This is a genomic window from Sulfolobus sp. E5-1-F (genome assembly GCF_009601705.1).
Classification (GTDB): Archaea; Thermoproteota; Thermoprotei_A; order Sulfolobales; family Sulfolobaceae; genus Saccharolobus.
Genome location: NZ_CP045687.1, coordinates 2156470 through 2179298, shown reverse-complemented (window position 1 = coordinate 2179298; position 22829 = coordinate 2156470). Strand labels below are relative to the sequence as shown.

22 protein-coding genes and 1 pseudogene are annotated in these 22829 nt (G+C 33.6%); 12 read left to right on the top strand and 11 right to left on the bottom strand.

What is annotated here, in order from left to right:
• Positions 1-133: 133 nt before the first annotated feature.
• The 3 genes and pseudogenes from GFS03_RS11500 (at position 134) to GFS03_RS11490 (ending at position 4999) form a co-directional block, all read left to right on the top strand.
• A complete protein-coding gene (locus GFS03_RS11500; RefSeq protein ID WP_153424208.1) occupies positions 134-3043 on the top strand; it encodes a COG1361 S-layer family protein in 2910 nt (969 codons plus the stop codon).
• A 366-nt stretch (positions 3044-3409) separates the two neighbouring features.
• A pseudogene (locus GFS03_RS11495) lies at positions 3410-4148 on the top strand (IS6 family transposase).
• A 233-nt stretch (positions 4149-4381) separates the two neighbouring features.
• Positions 4382-4999 (top strand): trimeric intracellular cation channel family protein, encoded by a 618-nt coding sequence (locus GFS03_RS11490; protein ID WP_153424591.1) that lies wholly within the window; start codon positions 4382-4384, stop codon positions 4997-4999.
• A gap of 6 nt (positions 5000-5005) precedes the next feature.
• Here the strand turns inward: GFS03_RS11490 and sul7s are convergent, their stop codons facing one another.
• A complete protein-coding gene (gene sul7s, locus GFS03_RS11485) occupies positions 5006-5185 on the bottom strand; it encodes a winged-helix single-stranded DNA-binding protein Sul7s (protein ID WP_153424207.1) in 180 nt (59 codons plus the stop codon).
• 102 nt (positions 5186-5287) lie between these two features.
• On the opposite strand from sul7s, the gene GFS03_RS11480 reads away from it, so the two are divergent.
• Positions 5288-5908, top strand: coding sequence for a hypothetical protein (locus GFS03_RS11480; RefSeq protein WP_153424206.1), 621 nt, complete (start codon positions 5288-5290; stop codon positions 5906-5908).
• Here GFS03_RS11480 and GFS03_RS11475 read toward each other — a convergent pair.
• Genes GFS03_RS11475 through GFS03_RS11460 form a run of 4 tightly spaced genes read right to left on the bottom strand, consistent with a single transcriptional unit; the run spans position 5885 to position 8793 of the window.
• The gene (locus tag GFS03_RS11475) at positions 5885-6268 is read right to left on the bottom strand and encodes a DUF1634 domain-containing protein (RefSeq protein WP_153424205.1); all 384 of its coding nucleotides are present in this window, start codon (positions 6266-6268) and stop codon (positions 5885-5887) included. The genes GFS03_RS11480 and GFS03_RS11475 overlap by 24 nt on opposite strands.
• Positions 6258-7118: a sulfite exporter TauE/SafE family protein gene (locus GFS03_RS11470; protein ID WP_153424204.1), complete on the bottom strand. Its 861-nt coding sequence runs from the start codon at positions 7116-7118 to the stop codon at positions 6258-6260. Before GFS03_RS11470 ends, GFS03_RS11475 begins: the two co-directional genes overlap by 11 nt.
• 39 nt (positions 7119-7157) lie before the next feature.
• Positions 7158-8552: a 7-cyano-7-deazaguanine synthase QueC gene (gene queC / locus GFS03_RS11465; RefSeq protein ID WP_153424203.1), complete on the bottom strand. Its 1395-nt coding sequence runs from the start codon at positions 8550-8552 to the stop codon at positions 7158-7160.
• A gap of 19 nt (positions 8553-8571) precedes the next feature.
• Positions 8572-8793 carry a hypothetical protein gene (locus tag GFS03_RS11460; protein WP_153424202.1) on the bottom strand — a complete coding sequence of 74 codons (222 nt, stop codon included), beginning with the start codon at positions 8791-8793 and terminating at the stop codon, positions 8572-8574.
• Between the two features lie 33 nt (positions 8794-8826).
• Between GFS03_RS11460 and GFS03_RS11455 the strand changes: the two genes are divergently transcribed.
• The gene (locus GFS03_RS11455) at positions 8827-11052 is read left to right on the top strand and encodes a DEAD/DEAH box helicase (protein ID WP_153424201.1); all 2226 of its coding nucleotides are present in this window, start codon (positions 8827-8829) and stop codon (positions 11050-11052) included.
• Entirely contained in the window at positions 11045-12907 is a 1863-nt protein-coding gene (locus GFS03_RS11450; RefSeq protein ID WP_153424200.1) for a 4Fe-4S dicluster domain-containing protein, read from the top strand. The genes GFS03_RS11455 and GFS03_RS11450 overlap by 8 nt, the downstream gene beginning before the upstream one ends.
• On the opposite strand, the gene GFS03_RS11445 is transcribed toward GFS03_RS11450, so the two are convergent.
• A complete protein-coding gene (locus GFS03_RS11445) occupies positions 12894-13430 on the bottom strand; it encodes a MogA/MoaB family molybdenum cofactor biosynthesis protein (RefSeq protein WP_153424199.1) in 537 nt (178 codons plus the stop codon). The two genes, GFS03_RS11450 and GFS03_RS11445, sit on opposite strands and share 14 nt — an antisense overlap.
• A gap of 15 nt (positions 13431-13445) precedes the next feature.
• Positions 13446-14261: a hypothetical protein gene (locus tag GFS03_RS11440; protein ID WP_153424198.1), complete on the bottom strand. Its 816-nt coding sequence runs from the start codon at positions 14259-14261 to the stop codon at positions 13446-13448.
• Positions 14262-14281: 20 nt separating this feature from the next.
• On the opposite strand from GFS03_RS11440, the gene GFS03_RS11435 reads away from it, so the two are divergent.
• The gene (locus GFS03_RS11435; protein WP_153424197.1) at positions 14282-15313 is read left to right on the top strand and encodes an FAD-dependent oxidoreductase; all 1032 of its coding nucleotides are present in this window, start codon (positions 14282-14284) and stop codon (positions 15311-15313) included.
• On the opposite strand, the gene GFS03_RS11430 is transcribed toward GFS03_RS11435, so the two are convergent.
• Entirely contained in the window at positions 15301-15741 is a 441-nt protein-coding gene (locus GFS03_RS11430) for a hypothetical protein (RefSeq protein ID WP_153424196.1), read from the bottom strand. The two genes, GFS03_RS11435 and GFS03_RS11430, sit on opposite strands and share 13 nt — an antisense overlap.
• 105 nt (positions 15742-15846) lie before the next feature.
• Here GFS03_RS11430 and GFS03_RS11425 point away from each other — a divergent pair, with 105 nt between their 5' ends.
• Positions 15847-16464 carry a hypothetical protein gene (locus GFS03_RS11425; RefSeq protein ID WP_153424195.1) on the top strand — a complete coding sequence of 206 codons (618 nt, stop codon included), beginning with the start codon at positions 15847-15849 and terminating at the stop codon, positions 16462-16464.
• On the opposite strand, the gene GFS03_RS11420 is transcribed toward GFS03_RS11425, so the two are convergent.
• Entirely contained in the window at positions 16444-17091 is a 648-nt protein-coding gene (locus GFS03_RS11420; RefSeq protein ID WP_153424194.1) for a phosphatidate cytidylyltransferase, read from the bottom strand. The genes GFS03_RS11425 and GFS03_RS11420 overlap by 21 nt on opposite strands.
• Positions 17092-17144: 53 nt before the next feature.
• On the opposite strand from GFS03_RS11420, the gene GFS03_RS11415 reads away from it, so the two are divergent.
• Together GFS03_RS11415 and purT are read left to right on the top strand one after the other, a co-directional pair.
• Entirely contained in the window at positions 17145-17762 is a 618-nt protein-coding gene (locus tag GFS03_RS11415) for a hypothetical protein (protein WP_153424193.1), read from the top strand.
• A gap of 7 nt (positions 17763-17769) precedes the next feature.
• Positions 17770-18963 carry a formate-dependent phosphoribosylglycinamide formyltransferase gene (gene purT / locus GFS03_RS11410; RefSeq protein ID WP_153424192.1) on the top strand — a complete coding sequence of 398 codons (1194 nt, stop codon included), beginning with the start codon at positions 17770-17772 and terminating at the stop codon, positions 18961-18963.
• Here the strand turns inward: purT and GFS03_RS11405 are convergent.
• Positions 18956-20011, bottom strand: coding sequence for an acetoin utilization protein AcuC (locus GFS03_RS11405; RefSeq protein ID WP_153424191.1), 1056 nt, complete (start codon positions 20009-20011; stop codon positions 18956-18958). The two genes, purT and GFS03_RS11405, sit on opposite strands and share 8 nt — an antisense overlap.
• A 47-nt stretch (positions 20012-20058) precedes the next feature.
• Between GFS03_RS11405 and GFS03_RS11400 the strand changes: the two genes are divergently transcribed.
• Positions 20059-21201 (top strand): CBS domain-containing protein, encoded by a 1143-nt coding sequence (locus tag GFS03_RS11400; RefSeq protein ID WP_153424190.1) that lies wholly within the window; start codon positions 20059-20061, stop codon positions 21199-21201.
• Positions 21198-21914 (top strand): carbon-nitrogen hydrolase family protein, encoded by a 717-nt coding sequence (locus tag GFS03_RS11395; RefSeq protein ID WP_153424189.1) that lies wholly within the window; start codon positions 21198-21200, stop codon positions 21912-21914. The genes GFS03_RS11400 and GFS03_RS11395 overlap by 4 nt, the downstream gene beginning before the upstream one ends.
• On the opposite strand, the gene GFS03_RS11390 is transcribed toward GFS03_RS11395, so the two are convergent.
• Complete coding sequence (locus GFS03_RS11390; protein WP_153424188.1) at positions 21909-22709, bottom strand: hypothetical protein; 801 nt, start codon at positions 22707-22709, stop codon at positions 21909-21911. The two genes, GFS03_RS11395 and GFS03_RS11390, sit on opposite strands and share 6 nt — an antisense overlap.
• Between the last annotated feature and the right edge of the window lie 120 nt (positions 22710-22829).

Here is a 22829-nt window from a genome sequence, read left to right as displayed (position 1 = left end):
ATGATAATTTTTTAATTTCAGAATTTCTCATCAATTGGTAATATAGCATCTATAATCATTCTTTGTGTTATAAAAAACGAAAGAGGGAAAACACTTAAAAGCATTTAGATATATCTTTTTGAAGGTGATTTCTGTGAGAAAGAGTTTAATAATATTACTTTTTATAATATTATCTCCTCTAGTATATTTAACACTACCAATATCCTCACAATCCACGCCTATTCAAGGATACGCAACAAGTAGCGAGTTAATAACACCCGGAGAAATTGAGGTACCAATAACGTTTCGTCTTACTAACTTAGGTCAAACCTTAACTGATGTCACTATAATTCCTGCAGATACATATCCGTTTTACCTTTACCCCTATAATAATGGCACTCAACTTACACATATTCCCTTGTGGAATCAAGGACAAACAGTAAATGTCACTTACCTATTTGATATAGCTAGTACTGCTAAGACTGGTACGTACACTGATGTTGTAATAGTACAAGGCATCACCACCTCCGGTAGTCAAGTAACTTATGATGTTTTAGTCCCGGTGGTAATAGCTGGCTATGTTAATTTCTCAGCATCATCAGTATGGGGAACAACATCAAACCCAATGGTAGTAGGACCAGGAGAAAACAACATCCCACTAACAATAATACTACAAAACTTAGGTAATTCATTAGTTACCAACATAACGTTAGAACTAAACTCCCAATTTCCAGTAAAATTCTTACAAAGCAATGCAACAATTTCCGCAGTACCAGCAGGGTATTATGGAGAAGTAACTGTAATGGCTTCTGTATATCCTAACGCAACTCAAGGTTTATATTATATTAAGTTAAATGTAATATACTATCATAACGCGACCACTACAGTATTAGTACCCATTGATATTGGCTCCTCTAATCAAGTATCATTGGAGGATGCGTGGGGTACACCATCGGATCCAACAGTAGCTGCTCCCGGTGAAACATTACTTCCCCTTACCATTTATGTAAAGAATCTTGGCGAAAACTTATTATCCAATGTCATGTTAATATTGCAATCACATTATCCGATACAATTCCTCCAAAATTATACAATGATAGGTTTTGTGCCAGCTGGAGGTTATAACTACGTAACAGTAGTAGCAAACGTCTATAAGAACGTAACACCTGGAGTATATTACGTACCGATAACTTTAGTCGCATATGATGGAGGATTCATGCAAACTTTTGAAATGCCAGTTTATATTTTAGGCTATGTTAATTTCTCAGCATCATCAGTATGGGGAACAACATCAAACCCAATGGTAGTAGGACCAGGAGAAAACAACATCCCACTAACAATAATACTACAAAACACCGGAATAGCTTCCGTAACGAATGCCACCTTGTTCTTACAATCACAATATCCGGTAGAGTTCCTACAGAACAATATAACCATAGGAAACATTCCCGCAGGCTATCCTATACCAGTAACAGTACTTGCAAATGTTTATCCTAATGTAACAAATACTGGCGTTTATTACATAACCGCAAAAGTAATGTACTACGATGGTGTGATACAGTATGTAAAAGTTCCAATATATATCCAGTCATTAAATCAAGTTTCGGCTGAAGGTGTATGGGGTTCTTTATCTAGTCCAATACTAGTAGCACCGGGAGAGACTAACGTGCCATTAACGATAGTGATAAAGAACCTTGGAGAAAACTTAATGTCAAATGTGAGCCTAATATTACAATCTCATTATCCGATACAATTCCTCCAGCAAAATGCTTCCGTTGGTTTCGTTCCTGCAGGCAGCTATAATTACGTAACAGTGACAGCAAACATATTTCCGAATGCAACACCAGGAGTATACTACATACCAGCAACCTTAGTAGCTTATAATGGATTTAAGGAAAACATAATGATATCTGTTGATATCTTAGGATATATTACAATACAAGCTCAAAGTCTGTGGGGAGGAGTAACATCTCCAATAACAGTTTCTTCAGGTGAGAACGATGTACCTTTAACAGTTTTGCTCAAAAACACTGGTGACGTTAATATTCTTAATGCTACACTAGTTTTTGAAAACGTAGAGTATCCATTAATTTTCCATCAGACCAGTGCACAAGTAGGTATTGTACCAGCTGGTCAAGAAAATTATGCTACAGTAACTGTAAGTGTATTTCCGAATGCAACACCAGGAGTATACTACATACCAGCAACTCTATATTACTTTAATCACAAGACCACAATAACAATCCCAATAACAATTTATTCACCTAATATTTCAGTAAATTTGGTAACAATTCCACCTCAAGTATTTCCTAGCTATTACGACGTTAGATTATTGGTAATTTTAACAAACTTTGGAAGTGGTATAGCTGAAAACGCTAATGTGAGTATCCAATCGCCATTCCAAGTTATATCTTCTAATCCGCTACATTTAGGAGCAATACCAATAGGAGTTCCGGTTAATGCTACATTCCTTATAAATGTTCCAAACAATACTATACCTAAAACCTATATTGTGAACGTTACTATTACCTATGATGGCGGAAAAGAAACTTATCAGTATCCGTTACAAATATATCCCAAAGCTAATCTAATCGTGGTAGGTGTGTCTTATCCTTCATTAAGTGCAGGAGATAGTAACGTGCCAATCATAATAACTCTTAAAAACACTGGCAATTCGACAGCCAAGAACGTTATAGTTAGGCTAGGAACTTCTAATCTAATATATCCTCATGTAAGTTCATCAAACCCATTACAAGCATTAACTGCGTCTGAGGTTTTTGCCGGTGATATTGCTCCTGGACAAGCAATAAATGTAACTTTTGTAGTCGATGTGAGCAGTGGAGCATCTTCCGGAACTTATCCATTGGCAATAGCCCTAGTATGGAATCAAACTGGTGCATTATTCCCATTTGAGCAGTCTGATACATTCTATGTAACAATATCCCCTCCATTCTATCAGCAGTTCTTTAAATCGCCTATCGGAATTATAACGATTATTGTGATAATAATAGTAATTATAGTTATTATCACGGTATTCCTAAGAGTAAGAAATAAAAGAAAATGAAACATCTTTAAATTTATGATAAGAAGTTTTCTACTTTTAACATTGTTTTTTAGACCAATCTATTCAGAGTTAGCCTTAATCTTTTCTTTATTATTCATACTTTTAATATTTCTTTTCTGGTCTTTGTCTATTTTAGTAAAAATTTTGAAATTGTGAAAAATATAAATTATATAAAAAATCCAAAAGAAAATCTACTATAGGAAGTAATCTTCTACTTCACGATACCGTTAATTACACGTAAGTCGAAAATCGTTAAGCTAAAAACTCTAGGGTAGAAAAACTGAGTGTGGTCAACAATTTAATTAATTTGAAATTAATCGTATAAGTTGCTTCTATTATAGAAATAAATTGTTTTTATTTAGCGTAATACCTTTTTGGGTGAGCACGGGATTTTTATTGGTGAGCACATGATGAACAGATGGAATATTCCCGTGCTCACCCAAGTTATTTTAATCCTAATGGAGTATATTAATCTTAAGCCAAGATTTCACGTTAGGGAGGAGGTCGCGTTAGGCTTAGCGAGTTATCTAGCTGGCTTATCCTCTTGGAGGACAACGCTACCACACTCCACTTTGCTTTACTATTACAAGAGGCTTGGTAGCGTTAAGTACGTTGTGTCCTTGAGTGGTCTTTACGCTATTGACGAGACTAAGGTTGTTTGCGTTAGGGGTAATTACTATTACGTTTGGATCGTTAGGGATGTTGTGACAAAGGCTATTCCTTTCTTCATGGCTTGAGGAGTGGTTTTCACGTGTTAATAGTCCTAGTTAACATGAGGGGGATTGAGGAGATCGCGAGTGAGTACTTTAAGAAGGTTGATCGAGTGGTTTACTTGCATGATGGTTTACCAGCTTATAATGCATTTGACTGGTTTAATGTTGGGCACAAGTGGGTTACGTTTGGTAGGAGGGATTACGCTGAGCAAGGGTTTAGGACATTGAAGCATAGGCTCTCCTCTATGGACCTCCATTCCCCCTGGAGTTCCAATAGGTTAACGATTACGAGTTGGCTCTCTACCTTCTTCCTAATCTACAACATTCTTTATACTCAAGTGTATTTAGTGGATAGGAGAGTGATAATAAATGTAAATATTTCAAATGCATGAAATTGTTGACCACACTCATTAAAACCAGAAAAACCTTTAATAATCATTCTTATATAAAAACGTGAATTTTTCTGTTTAAATTTAGCTCAATATATATATATTAGCGTAAATAATACTTAAGTAAGGAGTTATATGAAAACAACAAATATAACATGAAGTTATCATAAATCTATATATGTGCATTATTACAGTTGCTTTAAGGAAAAAATTATAGGTTACTAAGAATTTTGACGATTTATATGATCCTAGAATTGCTTAACGTGATTGGTATAATCGCATTTACGATTTCTGGTTCTCTTAAGGGAACTAGTAAAGGCCTAGATATTTTCGGTGTTGCAACTTTAGGTGTAATAACTAGCTATGCTGGAGGTATAATTGCCGATATCTTATTGGGAATATATCCACCGCAGATTCTAAAGGAATGGAATTATCTATTACTGAGTGTAGGTATTTCTATTTTTGTCTTTTACTTCTATAAGTGGTTACAGGCTAATCCTATAAGAACAATAATTGCGATAAGTGATGCATTAGGACTTTCAACTTTTGCGACATTCGGCGCATCCTTAGCTTACTCCTATGGTTTAAATTCAATATCAGTGGGATTAATTGCTACAATCGTTGGCACTGGGGGAGGTGTAATAAGAGATATTCTTATAAACGAAATACCTATGATACTTACAAAGGAAATATATGCTACTGCTGCCCTCTTTGGTGGAGTTATATACTATTTCATTACTCCTTATTTACATCATGATAGTGTATTTGTGACTTTTCTAAGTACATTTTTGTTGAGAATACTTGCAATAAAATACAATTTTAATTTACCTAGAAGGGAAGACAACAAAAGTTAATCCTTTTCATCCTTTTATGTAATAGAAATATCTTCCTCTTCTCCCAACTTTTTTTTCCTTAATAAGTTGAGATAATGCACTATATACTTCTGGAGCTGGGTACGGTACATATTTTAACAAGTCATTGAATGTTATCCACTCCCGATCCTTTATTATTTTTTCTACTGAGTGTTTTACATCTTCCATTATATTATAATATAACTATATGTAAAATAAATTTGTGTTAAAAAGGTCTGTAGGTATGTTATAAGATAATTTTATATTCATGACCAAACTTTTACCACTGCATTGTTATTATACTTTAAGCCAACAAAAAAGGAGAGAGATATAAACGTTGCGTTGGAAATCGTATCTGAATTATTCGCTTCGAAAGTTGGTAAACTACTAGATTTGCCCATACCAGAAGTATTCTTAATAAAATATAGAGAAGAAACAGGACTTTTAATGGATTATTTACCTGATAAGGCTTCAAAGGAAAATATAAATAATTTAGATAAAATCAAGATAAGTTTAGCATTTGAAGAATGGATTTTGAATATAGATTTAAAGGAAGATCATATACTGTCGAAGAACGGAAAAGGATTTATTATAGATCATGGACACGCGTTATCTGCCTGGAAACCGTTATATTACATAATCCAAATCATCGATAAAAAGGTGAGTAGGTTTAATTTGTGGGCTACTGAGGATGATTTTAAAGATGGAATAGAATTGCTATCGTCGATTGATAATAATACTATAGCAAGCATTCTAAAACAAAGCTTCTCTGAAGTAGCTGAGACTAATTTCTGCAAGCTATTTACTAAACAAATCATAGATGAGCAAATTGAATTAAATCTTAAGATTTTAGAAAAAAGACTGGAATATTTGAAAAGTGGTAAAATATTACTTACTTACGAGTATAGGTAATATAAATATAGCAAACATTAGATTGAAAAATACAATTATAGTTATTATTGTATATAATTTATTTGTCTCAGAAGCGAATTGTGCTATTCCTATTAGTACTCTGAGAACTGGTGTAGCTATTAGGACCATTAGTCCTAAGTATATGTAATCTAAACCGTATAGCCTAGGTAATCCACTAAATATTTCAGAAGGTTTGAAAATTGAACTATTAACTATTGAGTTTGAACTTGATATCTGAGTGAGGGAAAACCCATTTGAACCATTATTCACGAATAGTAGTGCGACTCCAAAAATTATTATTATTGCACTAATGATTACGCCTACTCTTAACGCATTACCTATAATATTATTAAAGTCCATAACCTAACCCCCTTAATATCATTTGAATTCCCAAAAAGACGAGAATAGCAGTAAAAATGTATCTTATAGTTTTATTTGTAACTCTCACTAAGATTTTAATTCCAATAAATGCGCCAATCAGAACACCTAACGCAGTACCCGCAGCTAAAAATGGTTGTATATATCCGAATATCCAGTAAATTGAACTTCCAGTTGCAGCAGTTACGCCAATCATGAAATTACTGGTAGTAGTACTAACTTTCATTGGTAGGTTCATCGCCCAATCCATTCCTAGAACTTTCAATGCCCCCGAGCCTATTCCTAATAAGCCTGAAATGAAACCAGCAAAGAACATAATTATTTCGCCTAACCACCACCTCACACCATGATATTCGACCTCTTGTTTTAGTGCTGTATCATAATATTTTCCATAGAGCTCAAAAACTCTAGTTGTCCAATCTGGTTTAATGGGTTTAGGAAGCTCAAATTTAGACTTAGTAAGTTGCACATAAACTTGAGAAAGGAGAACAATCCCAAAAACAATGTACACTATAAATTCTAAATGATGTGCATAAATGTAGGCTACAGTTAAGGCTCCAGCTATAGATCCTGTTGTTGTAGCTATCTCAAGCCCCATCCCTATTTTTACATTGGTTATTCTATCCTTAATGTAGGCACTTGCTGCACCGCTAGAGGTTGCTATAGTTGAAATTAAACTAGCTCCAGAGGCATAGGCAATAGGTATATTTAGATATAGTGTATAAATTGGTACTAAAAACGTAGCTCCACCTAGACCAGTTAAAGCACCTAGTATCCCTGAAAGAGCACTTATTAGCACAACTGTAACAAAAAATTCTATAGGAGACAGCATAAAATATATTACTATTCATATGGTTATTAAAGTATTCTGTCATTCATCGGCATATTCAACTGGATCTCTAAGTCCATTGATCTTAAACGCCATTTTCCTCATATAGCAAGGTCCACATTTTCCACAATGTTTTTGCCCTCCTTCATAACAGCTCCATGTTAAATGTAATGGAGCACCAATTTCGTATCCCAACTTTACTATTTCATGCTTTACTAAATTGCCAACTGGCATTAATACCTCGATTTTCTTATTTGGACCAGTCGCATATGGGCTTAATCTATTTAACAACCTTATGAACTCCATCTCGTTATCTGGATAAGCTCCAGCTTCCTCTAAATTTATCCCAGAGGCTATTGCGTCATATCCATAAGCTTCGGCAATTGCCAATGCAACTGAAAAGAAAATTAGATTTCTTGCAGGAACCCATTCATGTGCAAACTCTGCTCCTTCTTCTCCTTTCCTATCTTTAACTATCTCTCCACCTCCCTTTATTAACGTAGCATGACCTACCATTTTAAATAAATCTGTATTTATTTCAATTAGAGGAACTTGCAAATACTCAGCAATTTTCCTCACTGCTTCTCTTTCCCTTTCCTCAGCTTTATGATGATAATTAAAGTGTATTAGAGTTACTTCATGGCCTTCCCTTAAAAGTTTAGTAGCTGCTACAGTAGAATCTAGCCCGCCACTTGCAACAACAAGTATCTTACGCTTTTTCCTTTTTTCTGTGAGCTCTAACGTGGTTATTTGCTTATTTGAAGTTACCATTACTACAGAATAAGGTTCTAGTTTAGTTACATTCACTGGGTCAAATGGTTTTACGTCAAAATAGTCATCAAGAGAGGTAAAGAATATTGACTCTAACGAGTAGTCATAAGCCATATATAATGGTTTGAAGTTCTGTGCCAGAAATATCCTATCAGGGTTTTTCTTATCCCCTATAACTAAAGCAAAACTTCCTTTAATTTGTTCTAATGTTCCCTTTAATGTTTCAAGATTACCATCCCATGTTTTATCCAAAAGTAATGGAAGAATTGCACTGTCGATCTTGGTTTTTCTTTTAAGTTCGTATTTTTTCTCGAGTTCAAAATCATTCGCAATTATTCCATTATGGGTTACAATATATCTATCTCCGATAAAAGGTTGAATATCCTCCTCAGTTTTTTGTCTAACATATTCAGTAGTAGGCTCTGCTCTATTATTAGCTATTACTACTCTAGAATCTTCATCTAGAATACCATATAATAATTCCTCTTTATCTGACGGCTTCCCTATAGATTTTCTTACTTTTACTGTACCATCCTTTTGAATTACAACAATACCAAAACTATCCCTACCTCTATCCTCTGCCCTTTTGAGAATAGTAGCTAGCTTTCGCTCAACTTTCTCAAAATTTTTAGGGTTTAATATAAGGACCCCAGATACACTGCACACTTGCTTATACCTTTATAGCTTACCTAAAAATCTGTCTAAACTCCAATTTTATCATAATTAGATCTCCTTCCATATTATCCCCATCAATCATGGAGAATCCGTATTTTGACGCAATAAAGGGAATATCTTCTAAAATATTTTCAGTTATTACAAGAGTAATAGTATCCCCTAATTTGCATTTGTCTCTCTGTTTAGACAGAAATATCTCAACATCTTTTTTGTTATTAAGAACATCCACCATACTTTTAACCTACATGAAATAGTTAATAAAATTGTGGAAATTCTAAGTGAAATAAATGATAAGCTAAAAACGTTTAACGCTAAGATAGCTCACGTTCATACAGAAACTTTTCTTGAACCAGAGTTAGGACCATCGGTAAATGAGATAGATATTGACAATAAGTTAAAGAAAACTATTAGAGAATATGGAATTGAGAGATTATATAAGTATCAATATGAAGCATATAGAAAAATAAAAAATAAGGAAAACGTTATGATAATATCGGGAACTGGAACCGGTAAAACTGAAGCATTTTTAATACCAATTTTAGACCTAGCGCTAAAGGGTGAAAGAAGTGTTCTAATCTATCCTACAAAAGCTCTAGCAAGAGACCAACTCACTAGAGTTTATAAATTAGCAGGAGAATTGGAATTAAATATCGGGATTTTTGATGGAGATACACCAGAAAAAGAGAGAGAAAGACTATATAGAAATCCCCCTCATATATTAATAACTAATCCAGATATGATACATTTAGGTTTAGCGCTAAGTAGTAGATTCAGATTTTTATTTAGAACAGCTGATCATTTTATATTTGACGAAGTTCATATATATGAGGGGGTATTAGGTGCTCACCTTAGAAATCTAGCCGATAGAATCAGAGAGTTCAAAAACGATATCCATATAATAGCGTCAAGTGCAACTATAGGGGCTTCTAAATACCTATTTAAGGAGTTATTCGGGGTTGAGGGAGAAATAATAGAGGGCGCAAGAAGAAGAAAAGGAATTGCAATTCATAGTCTAATAGATAGTGGTAATTCTAGTAGGTGGACGTTAGCAGCTTATTTGGCTGCAGTTCTAGTTAAAAAAGGGTTGAAAGTACTTGTGTTTACTGATTCTCAACAGATGACAGAACTAGTAGCTAAAATAGCTGACAGATTTAGAATTAATCTGGAAGTACATAGGGCTGGCTTAAATGCTGAAGACAGGATAAAAGTAGAGGAAAAACTGAGAAATGGAGAGTTGGACGGAGTAGTAGCTACACCTACATTGGAATTAGGCATAGATATAGGAAGTATTGATGCAGTAATAATGGCAGAGAATCCACCAAGTTATACTAAATACCTTCAGAGAGCTGGAAGAGCGGGAAGAAGAAATAATGCTGGATTAATATTTACAATTTTAGGAGATGATCCCATAGATAGTTACTATCTTAGACATCCAGAGGAGTTCTTCAATAGAAAAATACAACCACTAACATTTGATCCTACAAATATGGAAATAATTAAAATACATGCCTTAGCATATTTAGCTGAAAAATATAGAGTAAAATTAGATAGTTTACCTCCTCTCTGGAAAAAAGCATTTGAAATATTAAATAGTGAGGGGAAAGTCAAAATTATAGGCAACAACGTTTTAGCAGTTTCAGAAACTAGGAAATATCTTGCCTCTACATCTCTTAGAAGCGTAGGCCCTATTGTAAGGATATATGAAGATAAGAAAAAGATTGGTGAAAGAGAACTTCCAGCAGCGCTTCACGATCTATATCCTAATGCAGTATACTTAATTTCAAAGAAAACCTACATTATAGAAGAGCTTGATATTGGAAAATTAATAGCAAAAGGAAGAAAAGTTAGTGGCGAACTGTCGTATTATACTAAACCCCTCTATTCCATGGATCTGTTGGAGTTTAATAAGAAGGATGAGAGGGAAGTTTATGGAGAAAAAGTAGAGTATGGAGAGATGAAACTACTCATGAGGGTAGAGGGTTATGTAACTTATGACATATATTCAAAAGGCAGAAGTGGGAAAAATGAATTCTTCTATGAGAACCCAATATCGTTTACATATAACACAAAGGGACTGTTGATATATCACCCGCTAATAGAAAACTTCACTCTAATAGATCATATGGAGACTTACCATGCGACCGAGCATGTATTAATATCTGCAGCAAGAGTTGTTGCAGGAGCTTCGTTAACTGATCTAGGTGGAATAAGTTATCCTAGTGGGCACGTCGTAATATACGACTCTTCCATAGGTGGAAGTGGAGTCTCTAAATTGCTATTTGAAAGACTAGAACAAGCTTATGAAGTTGCCTTAGATATAGTTAAGAATTGCAATTGTGAGGATGGATGTCCTAATTGCGTATATAGCCCATATTGTGGCAATAATAATAAATATTTATCAAGGAAAAAATCATTAAGATTAATAGATGGGTTAATAAGAGGTACAATCAAGAAAGTTAGTAAGGATAGAGAGGGAAGTCCAATTGCATGAGAAGTTTTACAGAATACTTAAGCCTACAAAAATAGGTAATGTTGAGGTAAAAAACGTAATAAAATACTCAGAAGGTGTTTCAATATTACCAAACGCAGTACCCAGATATGAATACTTTAGGGGAATAGAGGGTGAGAACGTAATAGATTTTATTGATTATAGGGGAATAGATGATTTAGGTGACAAACTAAGAGTAAAGGCAGGTACTAAATGGAAAGAAGTTTTAGAAAAATATAAGGTCGAGTTCTGGTCAAATATAGACTTTGCGGTTGGAGGATCTGTGTACTTTAATGACCCGATTACAGGCTTTAATGAATTTGCTAAGATAAATGGGAGGGTTGAAGTGGATGCCTATCTAGACGGGAAATATTACTCTGGACGATATAAAGGTGGTATTATAATAAACGTTTATCTGAAAAAAGAAGATAAAGAAATTGTTTATAAAAGATTAGACGGAGAATTATCTAAATTAATTCCTATAATAAAGAGTTGGTATGCTTCAAGAATACCCGTATTTAGAGAAGTCAGCCTTGTAAAGAAAGGTATGGAAAGCTACATACTAGTATCGTATCCCAAAATAAGAGAAGTGCTTGTGCAGAAATTATTATTAGATGGGTTCTATGACGAGATCTCACCAATAATTGAACAGTTAGAATATAAGTATTGGTATTTAGGGTACTCATCTCTAAATGATCTTGAAAATATAATTAATCTTGTAAAAGAATCCCAGATGTCAATAATACGATTCAGAAAGGATGAAATTGCTTTTTCCATTTACTCTGATAGGCGACTAGAGTCTATAGGCAATACTCTAGAATATTCTACTACAGAAGGAGAAGGCTTATTTAATGGATGTATTTTGTGCGGTAAGTGTGTCAGTGTTTGCCCATACGGAGAGCAAACTAATGATGTATTTCACACTCCTCTAGGCTTCTATTCAATTTCGTATTTCGAGAAGGACAACGATCTAGCTAATTGCCATATTTGCGGGCTTTGCGAAGAAGTTTGTCCCGTAAGATTAGATATTACTAAAGAACTAAGAAAAGCGGCAAAACTCAATCAAATACCACCCAAGAATCTATTTAAAGGTATTAAGAGTGATCTAAATAGTGTCCTAGTAATAACATCTTTATCAGAGGAACTTAAAGATCAAATAATTAAATCTTTTATTTATTTAATTAAAAAAGGAAAAAGAGTAAGTTTATTTTACATGGCACAAGACTTCTCAAAATTAGTAAAGGATGAACCCAGTTTAGAGGAATTATTCAAGTTTCAAGAAATTTATACGATAACACCCGAAGAATATTTTTATTTACAGAGATTAAAGAAAAGAAGTGTAGTAGATATATACAATTTGCAGCTATTAGCAATGAACGACCTAAAAATTAATAAAAATGATCTCCACATACCGTGCTTGCTAAGAAGTGAGTTAAATGATTCAAATTTTACTTGTAGTAACGTATTTCTTAATATACTTAATAATAAAGATAATATCAATAGGAATATTAAGAAGAAAATTACATTATGTCCATTAACTGCAAGAGAATTACATATTAAAACGCCAATAGATTTACTTGGAATAAATCTAGATGAAAATTACATTAATGAGTTTCTCAAAAAGCTAGAAATTGCTTCGAAGGATTTAAGAGAAGATATTGAAGAAGACCTAGGTTGGTATAAGGATATTGACAATAAGATAATAGATAGAGTATACTCTACATTAATAGATGGGATAATTAAAGGTGAAAACATAGAGAACTTAGTTCTACTATACTTCAAACTAGATAGTATGAATTTAGACGAAAATATTAAGGAGATTTTAACAAATAAATTAACTAAGATTATTTTCTCCTAACAATATAGAGTAAATGTCCAACTTCTGGTAATATCAATTCCCTCATGGCTAATCTTACAGCGGCTGGTGATCCTGGCAATAAGAAAATTACTTTGTCATTTACTATTCCAGCAGTTGCTTTAGTCAGATATGACGCAGATCTTACCTCAGGATCATTATAGCTCACTAGTCTAAATACGTCAGAAAAACCCTCAATTTCTCTATCGAATATTCTTCTTATAGTCTCTACTGTAACATCGCTCTGTGTATAACCAGTACCGCCTGTTGATATAATTACGTCAGTTTGGGAATTATCCAAGGCATTTGCAAACGCTCTAAGTATTTTTACCTTGTCATCTGGCACTAAATCATAACCCACTACATTATAATTCGATTGTATAATTAGCTGTTTTATAATATCCCCGGACTCGTCTATTATTGGCTCTTTTTTAATCATCTTTTCATATCTAGAAGTGCTAATTGTAATTACGTAAAAATTTATATTAGTAGGTGCATGTTCCTTATGTTGTTTATGGGCTGACATAAGATTATTCATTATTCAAAACGATTTTAACTTTACTACATCTGCTATATCTAAGTCCAGGTCATTGAACTTATCTCTAACTAGAATCTTTCCCTTAATATACATTATAGCACCAGTAGGTAATTCTGTAAATCTGGTTCTAAAACTAGTTAAAATATATTCATTACCGTTATCGCCAGTAGCAAGATACTTTACCGGAATTGTAAATGGCTTAATTGGTTTCACAAGTCTTACATATCCCTCAAATTCTTTTATTTTCCTAACTTGACCGAATTCTTCACACTGGACAATTTTAAACGTATATCCTTTTCCTTCAAAAGTGCCTTCAAGAACCCTTCTACTTTTAAGAAGCTTGAACGAAGAATAGTCTAGAGTCTCTATTTCAGACTCTTCGACAGTAAGTAATGATCTAGTAATCCCTTTTTTTCTTAACTCCTTTAAGATGTAATAATGTTCTGGTTTAAAACTCAGTAAATCCATGTCATTACCTTCACCTAAATATAGATAGCTTCCTGTAATTCCTACTTCTTCACCAAAAAAACTCAAGAATTTTCTTAGCTTATTGTCAAATATTTTAACGTTAAATGGATCTAGGATTTCACTTTCATTCAAGGGAACTAACGGCACATTAAAGCCTATCTCATCGACATATCTTAATAAATTGTTAAATTTACTTTTTACTATTTCTAGTGCATCATTAAGTCTCTTAATCTTTATGCCATCAACTACTCTAGGTACTGCAACAGCAAATCCATCTGGATGATAACACCCTTTAATACTCCATATTGCATTTTTATATTTTAGGAAATAACCTTCAACTACTTTATTCATTAGTTAATTTTTTAATAATCATGACTTATCAACATTATGATTTGAAGATCACTATAGTGGGAGGCGGAATAGTAGGCAGTTCTATCTATAGAATGCTAAAGAAAAACGGAATTGAAGTACAATTAATTGACCCTAAGATAAAAAAACCATTTCCAACTCTAATTCACTCATTATTGTTAAAGGGAAAAGATATTGAATTAGCAAAATTATCATTAAATTTTTATAAAAAATTTAACATTCCGTATTATCCTTTTAAATCGTATACTTTAGGTAAAATCAGCTCTTCCATCATAGATTCCTGGATTTCCGCAGGTGTTAATATCAGCATAAAGTTTGTGAACTGGATTAATGATGAAGCTATAGAGGCGGTAGGTGGAGATGGGTTAGTATCTATTAGAAGTTTAATATCCTACATAGAAAATATCCCTTATAATTCTTATATTTTTGTTAAGCAGAACAAAGGCTTTATTAAGCTTAATGATAAATTATATGAAAGTGATTTCATAATTCTTTCTGCTGGCGCATGGAGTAAATATTTAATTAATCTTAAACTTCCCGTAAAGACTTACTTCTGTTGGGCTTCACTATTTTTAAGTAGAAAAAAAGAGGTAGGATCTAATATAATTTATGATTACATTAATAATTTCTATTCCAGGCCAGTAATAGGACTTGGATTACCCTTTGCCATAATGGGAGATGGAAAAGCTATAGAAACTACTCCCTTTCAGCAAAATATCTGCATTGAAGATAAGAATGAAGTTTCATCTAGAATTTCTAGGAGACTAGGAGAAGTTAAGGAATTATATACGTCTGGCAATTTCTGTGAAGCTACACCAGACATGAGACCCGCTTATGGGAAAGTTGCTGAAAATGTATATTATATAGGTGGATTTAACGGTTATGGAGCTGAAGTAGGGCCAGGATTAGCTAGTGTTCTTGTAGAGGAGATTTTATCCAAAAAAGAGGACACTTATTTTAAAGAATATAGATTAGAGAGGTTTAATGACCATAATGACGATTTCGAAATAGGACAGGAGCCTCATGAATTATAGATTTTTAAATGAGCTTCTATTATTTCATCATCATTTATAGTCAACCTACTAATTTCTAAGTGAGCTCTTTGTTTATCTCTGCATTTAGTGCAGTCGTATATTACCCACGCTCCCAAAAATTCATCGCCATAATAGTATTTTATTCCCTTCCATCCTTTTTTAGCAATCAAATAATTAGCCACTTTTTCGCTTATGGTTGGAAATGCTACCATTTTCTCCAATTTAATGTAATATGGTGAATAATATTTAAAGTACTTTGCGTGTATAAGTACGGAAAACGGTGTGTAAAATTCGTCTATATCACTAACCTTAATTGTTTGTACAATGCCTCCATTATCAACATATACTGCTACGTTTCTATAGTCTTGAAACAAATCTTCTAAATATGACCAAGGAGGAGCTTGTGAGCCTAATAACCATGATATCATATTTAGCAGAGTTTTTAACTGGAAATTAAAAAATTAGTTCATAAGTGATGAAGTGACGGTTTTCTGAGTTGTGAAGACCATTCCCCTCACTGAGGCAGATATTATATGAGATCGAAATTAATGTTCATTAACGATATAGAAAAGTTAGCCAAAAGAATAGAAGAGTCGTACGGAGATATAAAACTAGATGATATAGTACAAAGACTAATAAACTTTTATAAATTAGGATTCACAAATATTAACCATTCTAGTATTCAATTAATATTATCTGCTTACTTCAAGAGTCTAGGCTATAGAGTATTCGTAGAATATGAGAGAAATGGAAGACTGCTTGACGTTTACGTTAGCGATGAAGATATGGGAATTGAAGTAGAATATGGATATATACCTAATTCAAATGCTATAAACGCTGAGGAGTATCTAAAAAGTAGAATTTCGCTAAAAATTTTAAGATATAGCACTTTGTTCTCAAAATTCTATATTGCAGTACCATCTTTCTATATACCACCCATCCCAGATGAGCTACTTGATAATGTAAATGATAAGACAAAAATAAGAAAAACAATTGAACTAATCAGAAAATTTCATAGGATTGATGATATAAAGCCGAATGACACCAAATTAGTTAAAATCAATGGCGTAATAGTTGTAGATGTTAGCAACTTAAGTATTAGTATAATTGATATCAACAAATACAGAAAGCTAAAGGACTCTTATAAATAGATAAAGAACTAGAAATGACAAAAATGGTACTGAAATATTATCATCAATATACGGTAGGACTTCAGCAATTGTGGCTATGATTCCAGCTATCAAACCGGGTATATTTAGAAGATAGTAGCCAACTATAGTGCAGAATATTAACATCCCTAACGATCCCCAAAATCCCTTAACTCTTCTCTTGTATACAAAATTTCTTATTATCCCTGTTATACCATCTCCGAAAGACATAAAAATTAAGGGAAGAATTGCAACGTAAATAAGACTTACATTCCTCCAATAACTGTGATCTAGCAAGAACATCAACAAAAGAATTGTTCCAAAGGAGAACGCAAAGAATACTTCACCTAAATTTTCTCTATCCATAAACCAACTCATCTCCTTTCTTAGTACTCTAATGGCTATCAAGTACACCATAAGGAGATAAGATGTGAGTATTGGTACTAATGGAGAGTTAAAAACATATGGAGATAGTACTGCAACAACGCCTCCTCCTAAAATATGTATCACCTTTCTACTTACATATGCACCGAATCTCCGTGAAATCAATTTAGAAATATACAGAACAACAATAGCTACCCATAAGCTTAGTACTATTCCCCAAATAACATCGGTAATAGTAACTAACATCCAACATAATAGACAATGGAACATTATAAAAATTAACCCACAATAATCAAATTATGCAATTATACAGATACTCATTTAAGGACGGATATTTAGTTCCGGATGAAAACGGAGACATTACAGTATTCGTAGAAGGAAATTTAATCTCGATAATTGATAAAAACGGAAATAAGATAGAAGGTGTTAGATTTAAGCATTTAGGTAACGAGTCCGTCTTCTTGGAGAAGCTTCGGTATTTGACTAAGCTCGCTAACGTAGAGATAAACGAAGATATTCTTATGGCTTACCCTACATTAAGACAAAGAACCCTTGCCATAAATAAGCTTATGGGTGAGGTATTTGAGATGTTCATCTATAATCTCCTAATAACCAAGCATTATAGGGTAAAAAGACAATACGAAATATATCCCTCACTCCATAATTTTACTCTTACCAGATGGCATAATAGACCAGACTTCATAGTAGAAGATAAAGTCGTGATCGAGGCTAAGATACGCAAAAATGATTACCTCCAGACTATTGAGTATTCTAAATATTTCAATTATGGCATGGTGGTATTTCCATTTACTGGCGAGTGTAGAGTACCTAAAGGTTGGATTTGCGTATTTAATACGATAAAGGATCAGTCTAGGTTCTACTCTCTTCTTGAAGGTTTATTATCTAGAGTTAAGTAATTGGTATATGGAAATTGGGACTCCTCTATTTGAGGGTTCAAAAAAGATTCTTCTACTCGGGAGTGGAGAGTTAGGAAAGGAAATGGCTATTGAAGCACAAAGAATGGGACTAGAAGTTATTGCAGTAGATAGATACGATCTAGCTCCGGCAATGCATGTAGCACATAGAAAGTACATAATAGACATGATGAATCCAAACGCTATTAAGGCAGTTGTGAAAAGGGAAAATCCGGATGCAATCATAGCCGAAATAGAGGCAATTAATACTGATGCGCTAGTTGAACTTGAAAGTAATGGCTTTAGAGTTATTCCTAATGCAAACGCAGTGAAAGCATGCATGAACAGAATAGAGTTGAGGAGGTTTGCTGCGGAAAAACTAGGCCTTCCCACTACAAAATACGCGTTTGCAGAAAATGAGGAGGAAGTAAAACATGCTTGTAAGGATATAGGTTTTCCTTGCTTAATTAAACCAGAGATGAGTTCTAGTGGTCATGGTCATGTATTAGTTAATAAGATTGATGAAGTTGAAGAAGCTTATAGAGAGTCAGTATCTCATGCTAGAGGTAAGAGTAGAAGAGTTATAGTAGAAGAGTTCGTAAAGATAGATACCGAGTTAACAGTATTAACTTATAGATACTATTCGACTTCCGGTAGCATAATAACTAAGACTATAGAGCCGATAGAACATAAAAGGCCAAGTTATTATTATGTTGAATCTTGGCATCCTTCTACTGTAAGTCAAGAAGTGAAAGAAACTGCTAAGGGAATTGCAAAAAAAGTTGTAGAGGAATTAGGAGGTTTAGGGATATATGGTGTTGAAATAATAGTGACCGGAAATAGAATTCTCTTTAGCGAAGTAGCACCTAGACCCCATGATACTGGATTAGTTACATTAGCTAGTAGTGATATAAACGAATTTCAAATTCATGTTAGAAGTGCAATTGGTCTTCCAATTCCAGAAGTTAAGTTAGTCTCTCCAGCGGCAGCTCATGTAATTTTAGCACAAACTGAAAATGTTTGGGGACCTAAATTTATTAACGTCGAGAAGGCATTGGAGATCCCAGGTGTGCAAGTTAGATTGTTCGGTAAACCCGTTACATATGAGAAGAGAAGAATGGGTATAGTACTGTCAACTGGAAATAGTGTAGAAGAAGCAATAGAAAAGGTTAGAAAAGCGTCATCAATAATATTAGTTAAGTGAGTGAATGTATTTTCTTTATTTGATTGATAGTGCTTCGTATTTTTTCCATAACGAACTGAGATGATTTAGTTGAGAAGGGATCATGTAGAGTTTCATACTCCAGATCGTATATGCCCGCAATCTCAGCTATTGAAATTGTCCAAATTCTAGCAGTTGCGTCATAGTTATAGCCACCTCCGCCTAACATTATAAGCCTACCGCTGGAATATTTATGAGCTAGATGATGGACCTTTGTCACTACATCTAAATAACCATGGGTGGACAACTTTAACTCAACTAAAGGATCATTAAAATGAGAATCACCACCTGCTACAAGGATGATTAGCTCTGGTTTATATCTTTCTATAGCGGGAATTACTATCTCATCGAATGCTAAAAGATAACCATCATCTCCAGTACCAGGTGGTAGAGGAATGTTAATAGTGTACCCTTCCCCTTTTCCTACACCAATCTCGTTCACATCCCCACTACCCGGGAAGAAGTTAGGATGAAACATATGTAAGGAAATTTTCAAAACCTTATCATCATCAATCAATAGTTCTTGTGTACCATCAGCATGATGGCCGTCTATATCAACTATTGCTATTCTTGAAAAGGTATTCTCACCTAATTTGGCTATGAGAGCGACATCATTAAACACACAGAAACCAGCTGCTCTATTCCTCTTTGCATGATGAAAACCTCCACCTATATTGATCGCGTGATTAAAATCCCCACCCTTTATTAATTCTAATGCCTTTACACTACCACTTATCCTTATCAATGCTGCCTCATATATACCCTTAAATGCAGGAGTATCTCCATCATCTAAGTATCCTTGACCTTCCTTGCTTTTATATTTTACAAATTCTAAATATTCTTTAGAGTGTACTAACTGAAGAACCTCTTCTGATATAGGCTTAGGTTCAACTAATGCGATAAAATGAAATGCACTCCTTTCTTCCAGCAATCTCTTAGTCATACTTTCTCTTAATGATTTAAATGGATGATAATCTGGGAACGAGTAATTATAATATTCATCTGTCCATATATAAGCTGTTTTATGCAAAGTATATCACTACTTTTTTATTTTTCAATTTAAAATACTTATCTAGTATGATAGATAACACACTCATCACCAAACCAGAATTTATTGCGCATAGTATGGATAGATTGAGTGATATTATTTCTAAGATGAAAGAGAATAAAATGTGGACCATACCCGTTATTAAGGATAAAAAATTATTAGGTTTAATCTCTTATAAAGATCTTCTTTCTAGAAGAGTGAGTCTAGAGACTAAAGCGTTAAATGTTATGAGTCCTAGTGTAACCGTGCAAATTGATGAGGACATTAATAGATTAATTGCAAAATTTTACACCACCAAGGCAAGAGTAATACCAGTAGTAAATGACAAAAAGGAATTTATTGGTTTTGTAACAAGAGAGTCATTACTCTCATACTTATTGAGAGCTGGTGAAATTCCAGAAAATAGGACTGCAAGAGAGTATATGACCTCTCCGGCTACCACTATAGATGAAAATGATTCTATAGCCAGGGCTAGATGGATAATGATAAGAGATAATATAAGTAGATTGCCAGTAACTAAAGAGTATAGATTAACTGGAATCTTAAGTGCAAGAGATATAGTTGACGCTTTGTATAGTGTAAGTGGGAGGAAAAGAGAGTCAATAATGAAGGATGAGGAAAGAGTTATGGCCATGCCAGCTAAAGAAATTATGAAGTACCCTGTCATAACAGCAAATGGAAAGGAATCATTAACAGATGTAGTAGAAAAATTACTTAAATTTAGAATTTCTGGAATGCCTGTTATGGAGGGCGATAGACTGAGTGGTGTAATAAGTGGGCTAGATGTTATTAAAGCAGTAGCTGAAAGAATGCAACTATCAATACCTATCGAAGCGAAAATACCTCAAGAGCTAAAATCGAACTTAGATTTTAAGGCAAACATAGATGACATACTCGAAAGATATCTAAGCAAAATAGAAAGGCTAACAGAAGTCATAAACTTTAAGGTATCGTTTAAGGAGGAAATGAGAAGTAGTGTAGGAAATAAAAAATTGTATACCGCGATGGTAAGAGTAACTACTAAAATAGGCGATTATGTAGCCAAAGATACAGATTGGGAACCCATAGTTGCTTTAAAGAACGCAGTGGAAAAGATAGAGGAAAGAATATTAAGAAAACTAAGAAAAATAGAAGAGAGTAGCAAAAAAGGAATTAAGGCAGAAGAGGCTTGAAAATTGGAGTAATACAACCTTTAGAAGTTAAGTCAGCAATTTTATTAGCTGAAAATGCACTAAAAGAAGGAGCAGAGCTAGTATTATTACCAGAAAAATGGATAAAAAATATAGATGATGTTCCACTGGGTGAATTTCAAAAATTAGCTAAAAGATACACTGCTTATATTATACCTGGTGCATTTGAGGATGGAGTATCAGTAATCACTCCAATAATTGATGATAGTGGAAACTTAAAAGGAATAGCGAAGAAAATTCACCTATTTAATGAGGAAAGATTAAGACTTATACCCGGTAATGAGGCAGTCTTCTTTTCTTATAGAGGGATAAAGTTTGGAATCTTAATATGTTATGATATAGATTTCCCTGAAGTAGCTAGAGAATTATTTTCTAAAGGAGTCGAAATAATTTTGGTACCTTCCAAAATTAGAAACAACGGTTTAGATATTTGGAATGAATTCCTTAGAATAAGAGTCTTAGAAAATAGGATAGGAATAGTAAACGCAAATGTGTATAGTCCACCAGATTATCCTGGAAGGAGTATAGCGATTGTTCCAGAACAGAGACAAGATGGGATCGTGATACCCAAAGTAGTAGGAGAATTAGGAAGTGAAGAAGGCTATATGATAGTTGATATAGATCCTTTAAAATATATGTATCTAAGAGGAGATAGGTTAAAGGAATATGTTAGATTTACAGTTAAAGAGCTATGAGGGAATTTTATAAGCTAAACCTCTTGCTATTTCCTCCCTTAAAATCCTTTTAGATTTATAATCGTAGTATAGTTCAAGCTTAAATCTGGGATGTAAAGTCTCTCCCATAATTACTTTATCACTAGAAGCCTTTCCATTAAGTATCCTAAAATTAAGACTCTCCCCTTCCCTAGTTATTAATACCTCATTTTCATAAGGAAAAACATTCATAGATATGAGAGAAGGAATTAGATAATAGTTTCCGGGTAATGCTAAATTTAATAATACTTCCTTATTGGACGATAGTATTTTACTCACAACATTGGCATCAGTAAATATGTTCCTTTTCCTATTATGTGACTTGATTTTACCATTTTCAAATTCTATAACAATATCTTCATCTTCTCTAGAGGCTATGTGAGATTCCAATTCTTGGAAACTCCTATACACCATGAACGTAAATCTTACAACTCCTTTTGTTATTAAAGCCTTAGGGGGTATGGTAGAATTATCTATAAATTTAACTTCTGTCTCTTGACTAATTGGAATAGCGTAATATGGATAATATGCAAAGTCATCTTCTCTAATGCCTAATTTTTTAGCAGCATTCTTTACAAAGAGAGTTCTATCAAACTTGTACTCTTCATATATATTCTTAACTTTAGACTCCAGACTCTTTACTACATTTGAAATTATATCATTTTCAAAATATGCGTGAATTACAAAAACCAAATCTAACTTGTTTGCATACTCTTTTGCTAACTCTAAAGTCTTTGTGAGAGTGTTGTACTTTGATAAGAGTTTAAGTGAATCCATCATCAATAGTACTTTCTATAACCTAAAATACTTAACGAAATTCAGATAGCGTTAAAAATCTTTAGAGTAGAAAATTTTTGGAAAATCTAACCATTCAGTATACTCAATTAATCATTGCAA

Excerpts from the sequence above, each read along its gene's own strand:
- sul7s (WP_153424207.1), bottom strand. The coding sequence starts at position 5,185 with ATGGAAGATGTAAAACACTCAGTAGAAAAAATAATAAAGGATCGGGAG.
- GFS03_RS11475 (WP_153424205.1), bottom strand. The coding sequence starts at position 6,268 with ATGGACTTTAATAATATTATAGGTAATGCGTTAAGAGTAGGCGTAATC.
- GFS03_RS11470 (WP_153424204.1), bottom strand. The coding sequence starts at position 7,118 with ATGCTGTCTCCTATAGAATTTTTTGTTACAGTTGTGCTAATAAGTGCT.
- GFS03_RS11460 (WP_153424202.1), bottom strand. The coding sequence starts at position 8,793 with ATGGTGGATGTTCTTAATAACAAAAAAGATGTTGAGATATTTCTGTCT.
- GFS03_RS11445 (WP_153424199.1), bottom strand. The coding sequence starts at position 13,430 with ATGTCAGCCCATAAACAACATAAGGAACATGCACCTACTAATATAAAT.
- GFS03_RS11440 (WP_153424198.1), bottom strand. The coding sequence starts at position 14,261 with ATGAATAAAGTAGTTGAAGGTTATTTCCTAAAATATAAAAATGCAATA.
- GFS03_RS11435 (WP_153424197.1), top strand. The coding sequence starts at position 14,282 with ATGACTTATCAACATTATGATTTGAAGATCACTATAGTGGGAGGCGGA.
- GFS03_RS11430 (WP_153424196.1), bottom strand. The coding sequence starts at position 15,741 with ATGATATCATGGTTATTAGGCTCACAAGCTCCTCCTTGGTCATATTTA.
- GFS03_RS11425 (WP_153424195.1), top strand. The coding sequence starts at position 15,847 with ATGAGATCGAAATTAATGTTCATTAACGATATAGAAAAGTTAGCCAAA.
- GFS03_RS11420 (WP_153424194.1), bottom strand. The coding sequence starts at position 17,091 with ATGTTAGTTACTATTACCGATGTTATTTGGGGAATAGTACTAAGCTTA.
- GFS03_RS11415 (WP_153424193.1), top strand. The coding sequence starts at position 17,145 with ATGCAATTATACAGATACTCATTTAAGGACGGATATTTAGTTCCGGAT.
- purT (WP_153424192.1), top strand. The coding sequence starts at position 17,770 with ATGGAAATTGGGACTCCTCTATTTGAGGGTTCAAAAAAGATTCTTCTA.
- GFS03_RS11400 (WP_153424190.1), top strand. The coding sequence starts at position 20,059 with ATGATAGATAACACACTCATCACCAAACCAGAATTTATTGCGCATAGT.
- GFS03_RS11390 (WP_153424188.1), bottom strand. The coding sequence starts at position 22,709 with ATGGATTCACTTAAACTCTTATCAAAGTACAACACTCTCACAAAGACT.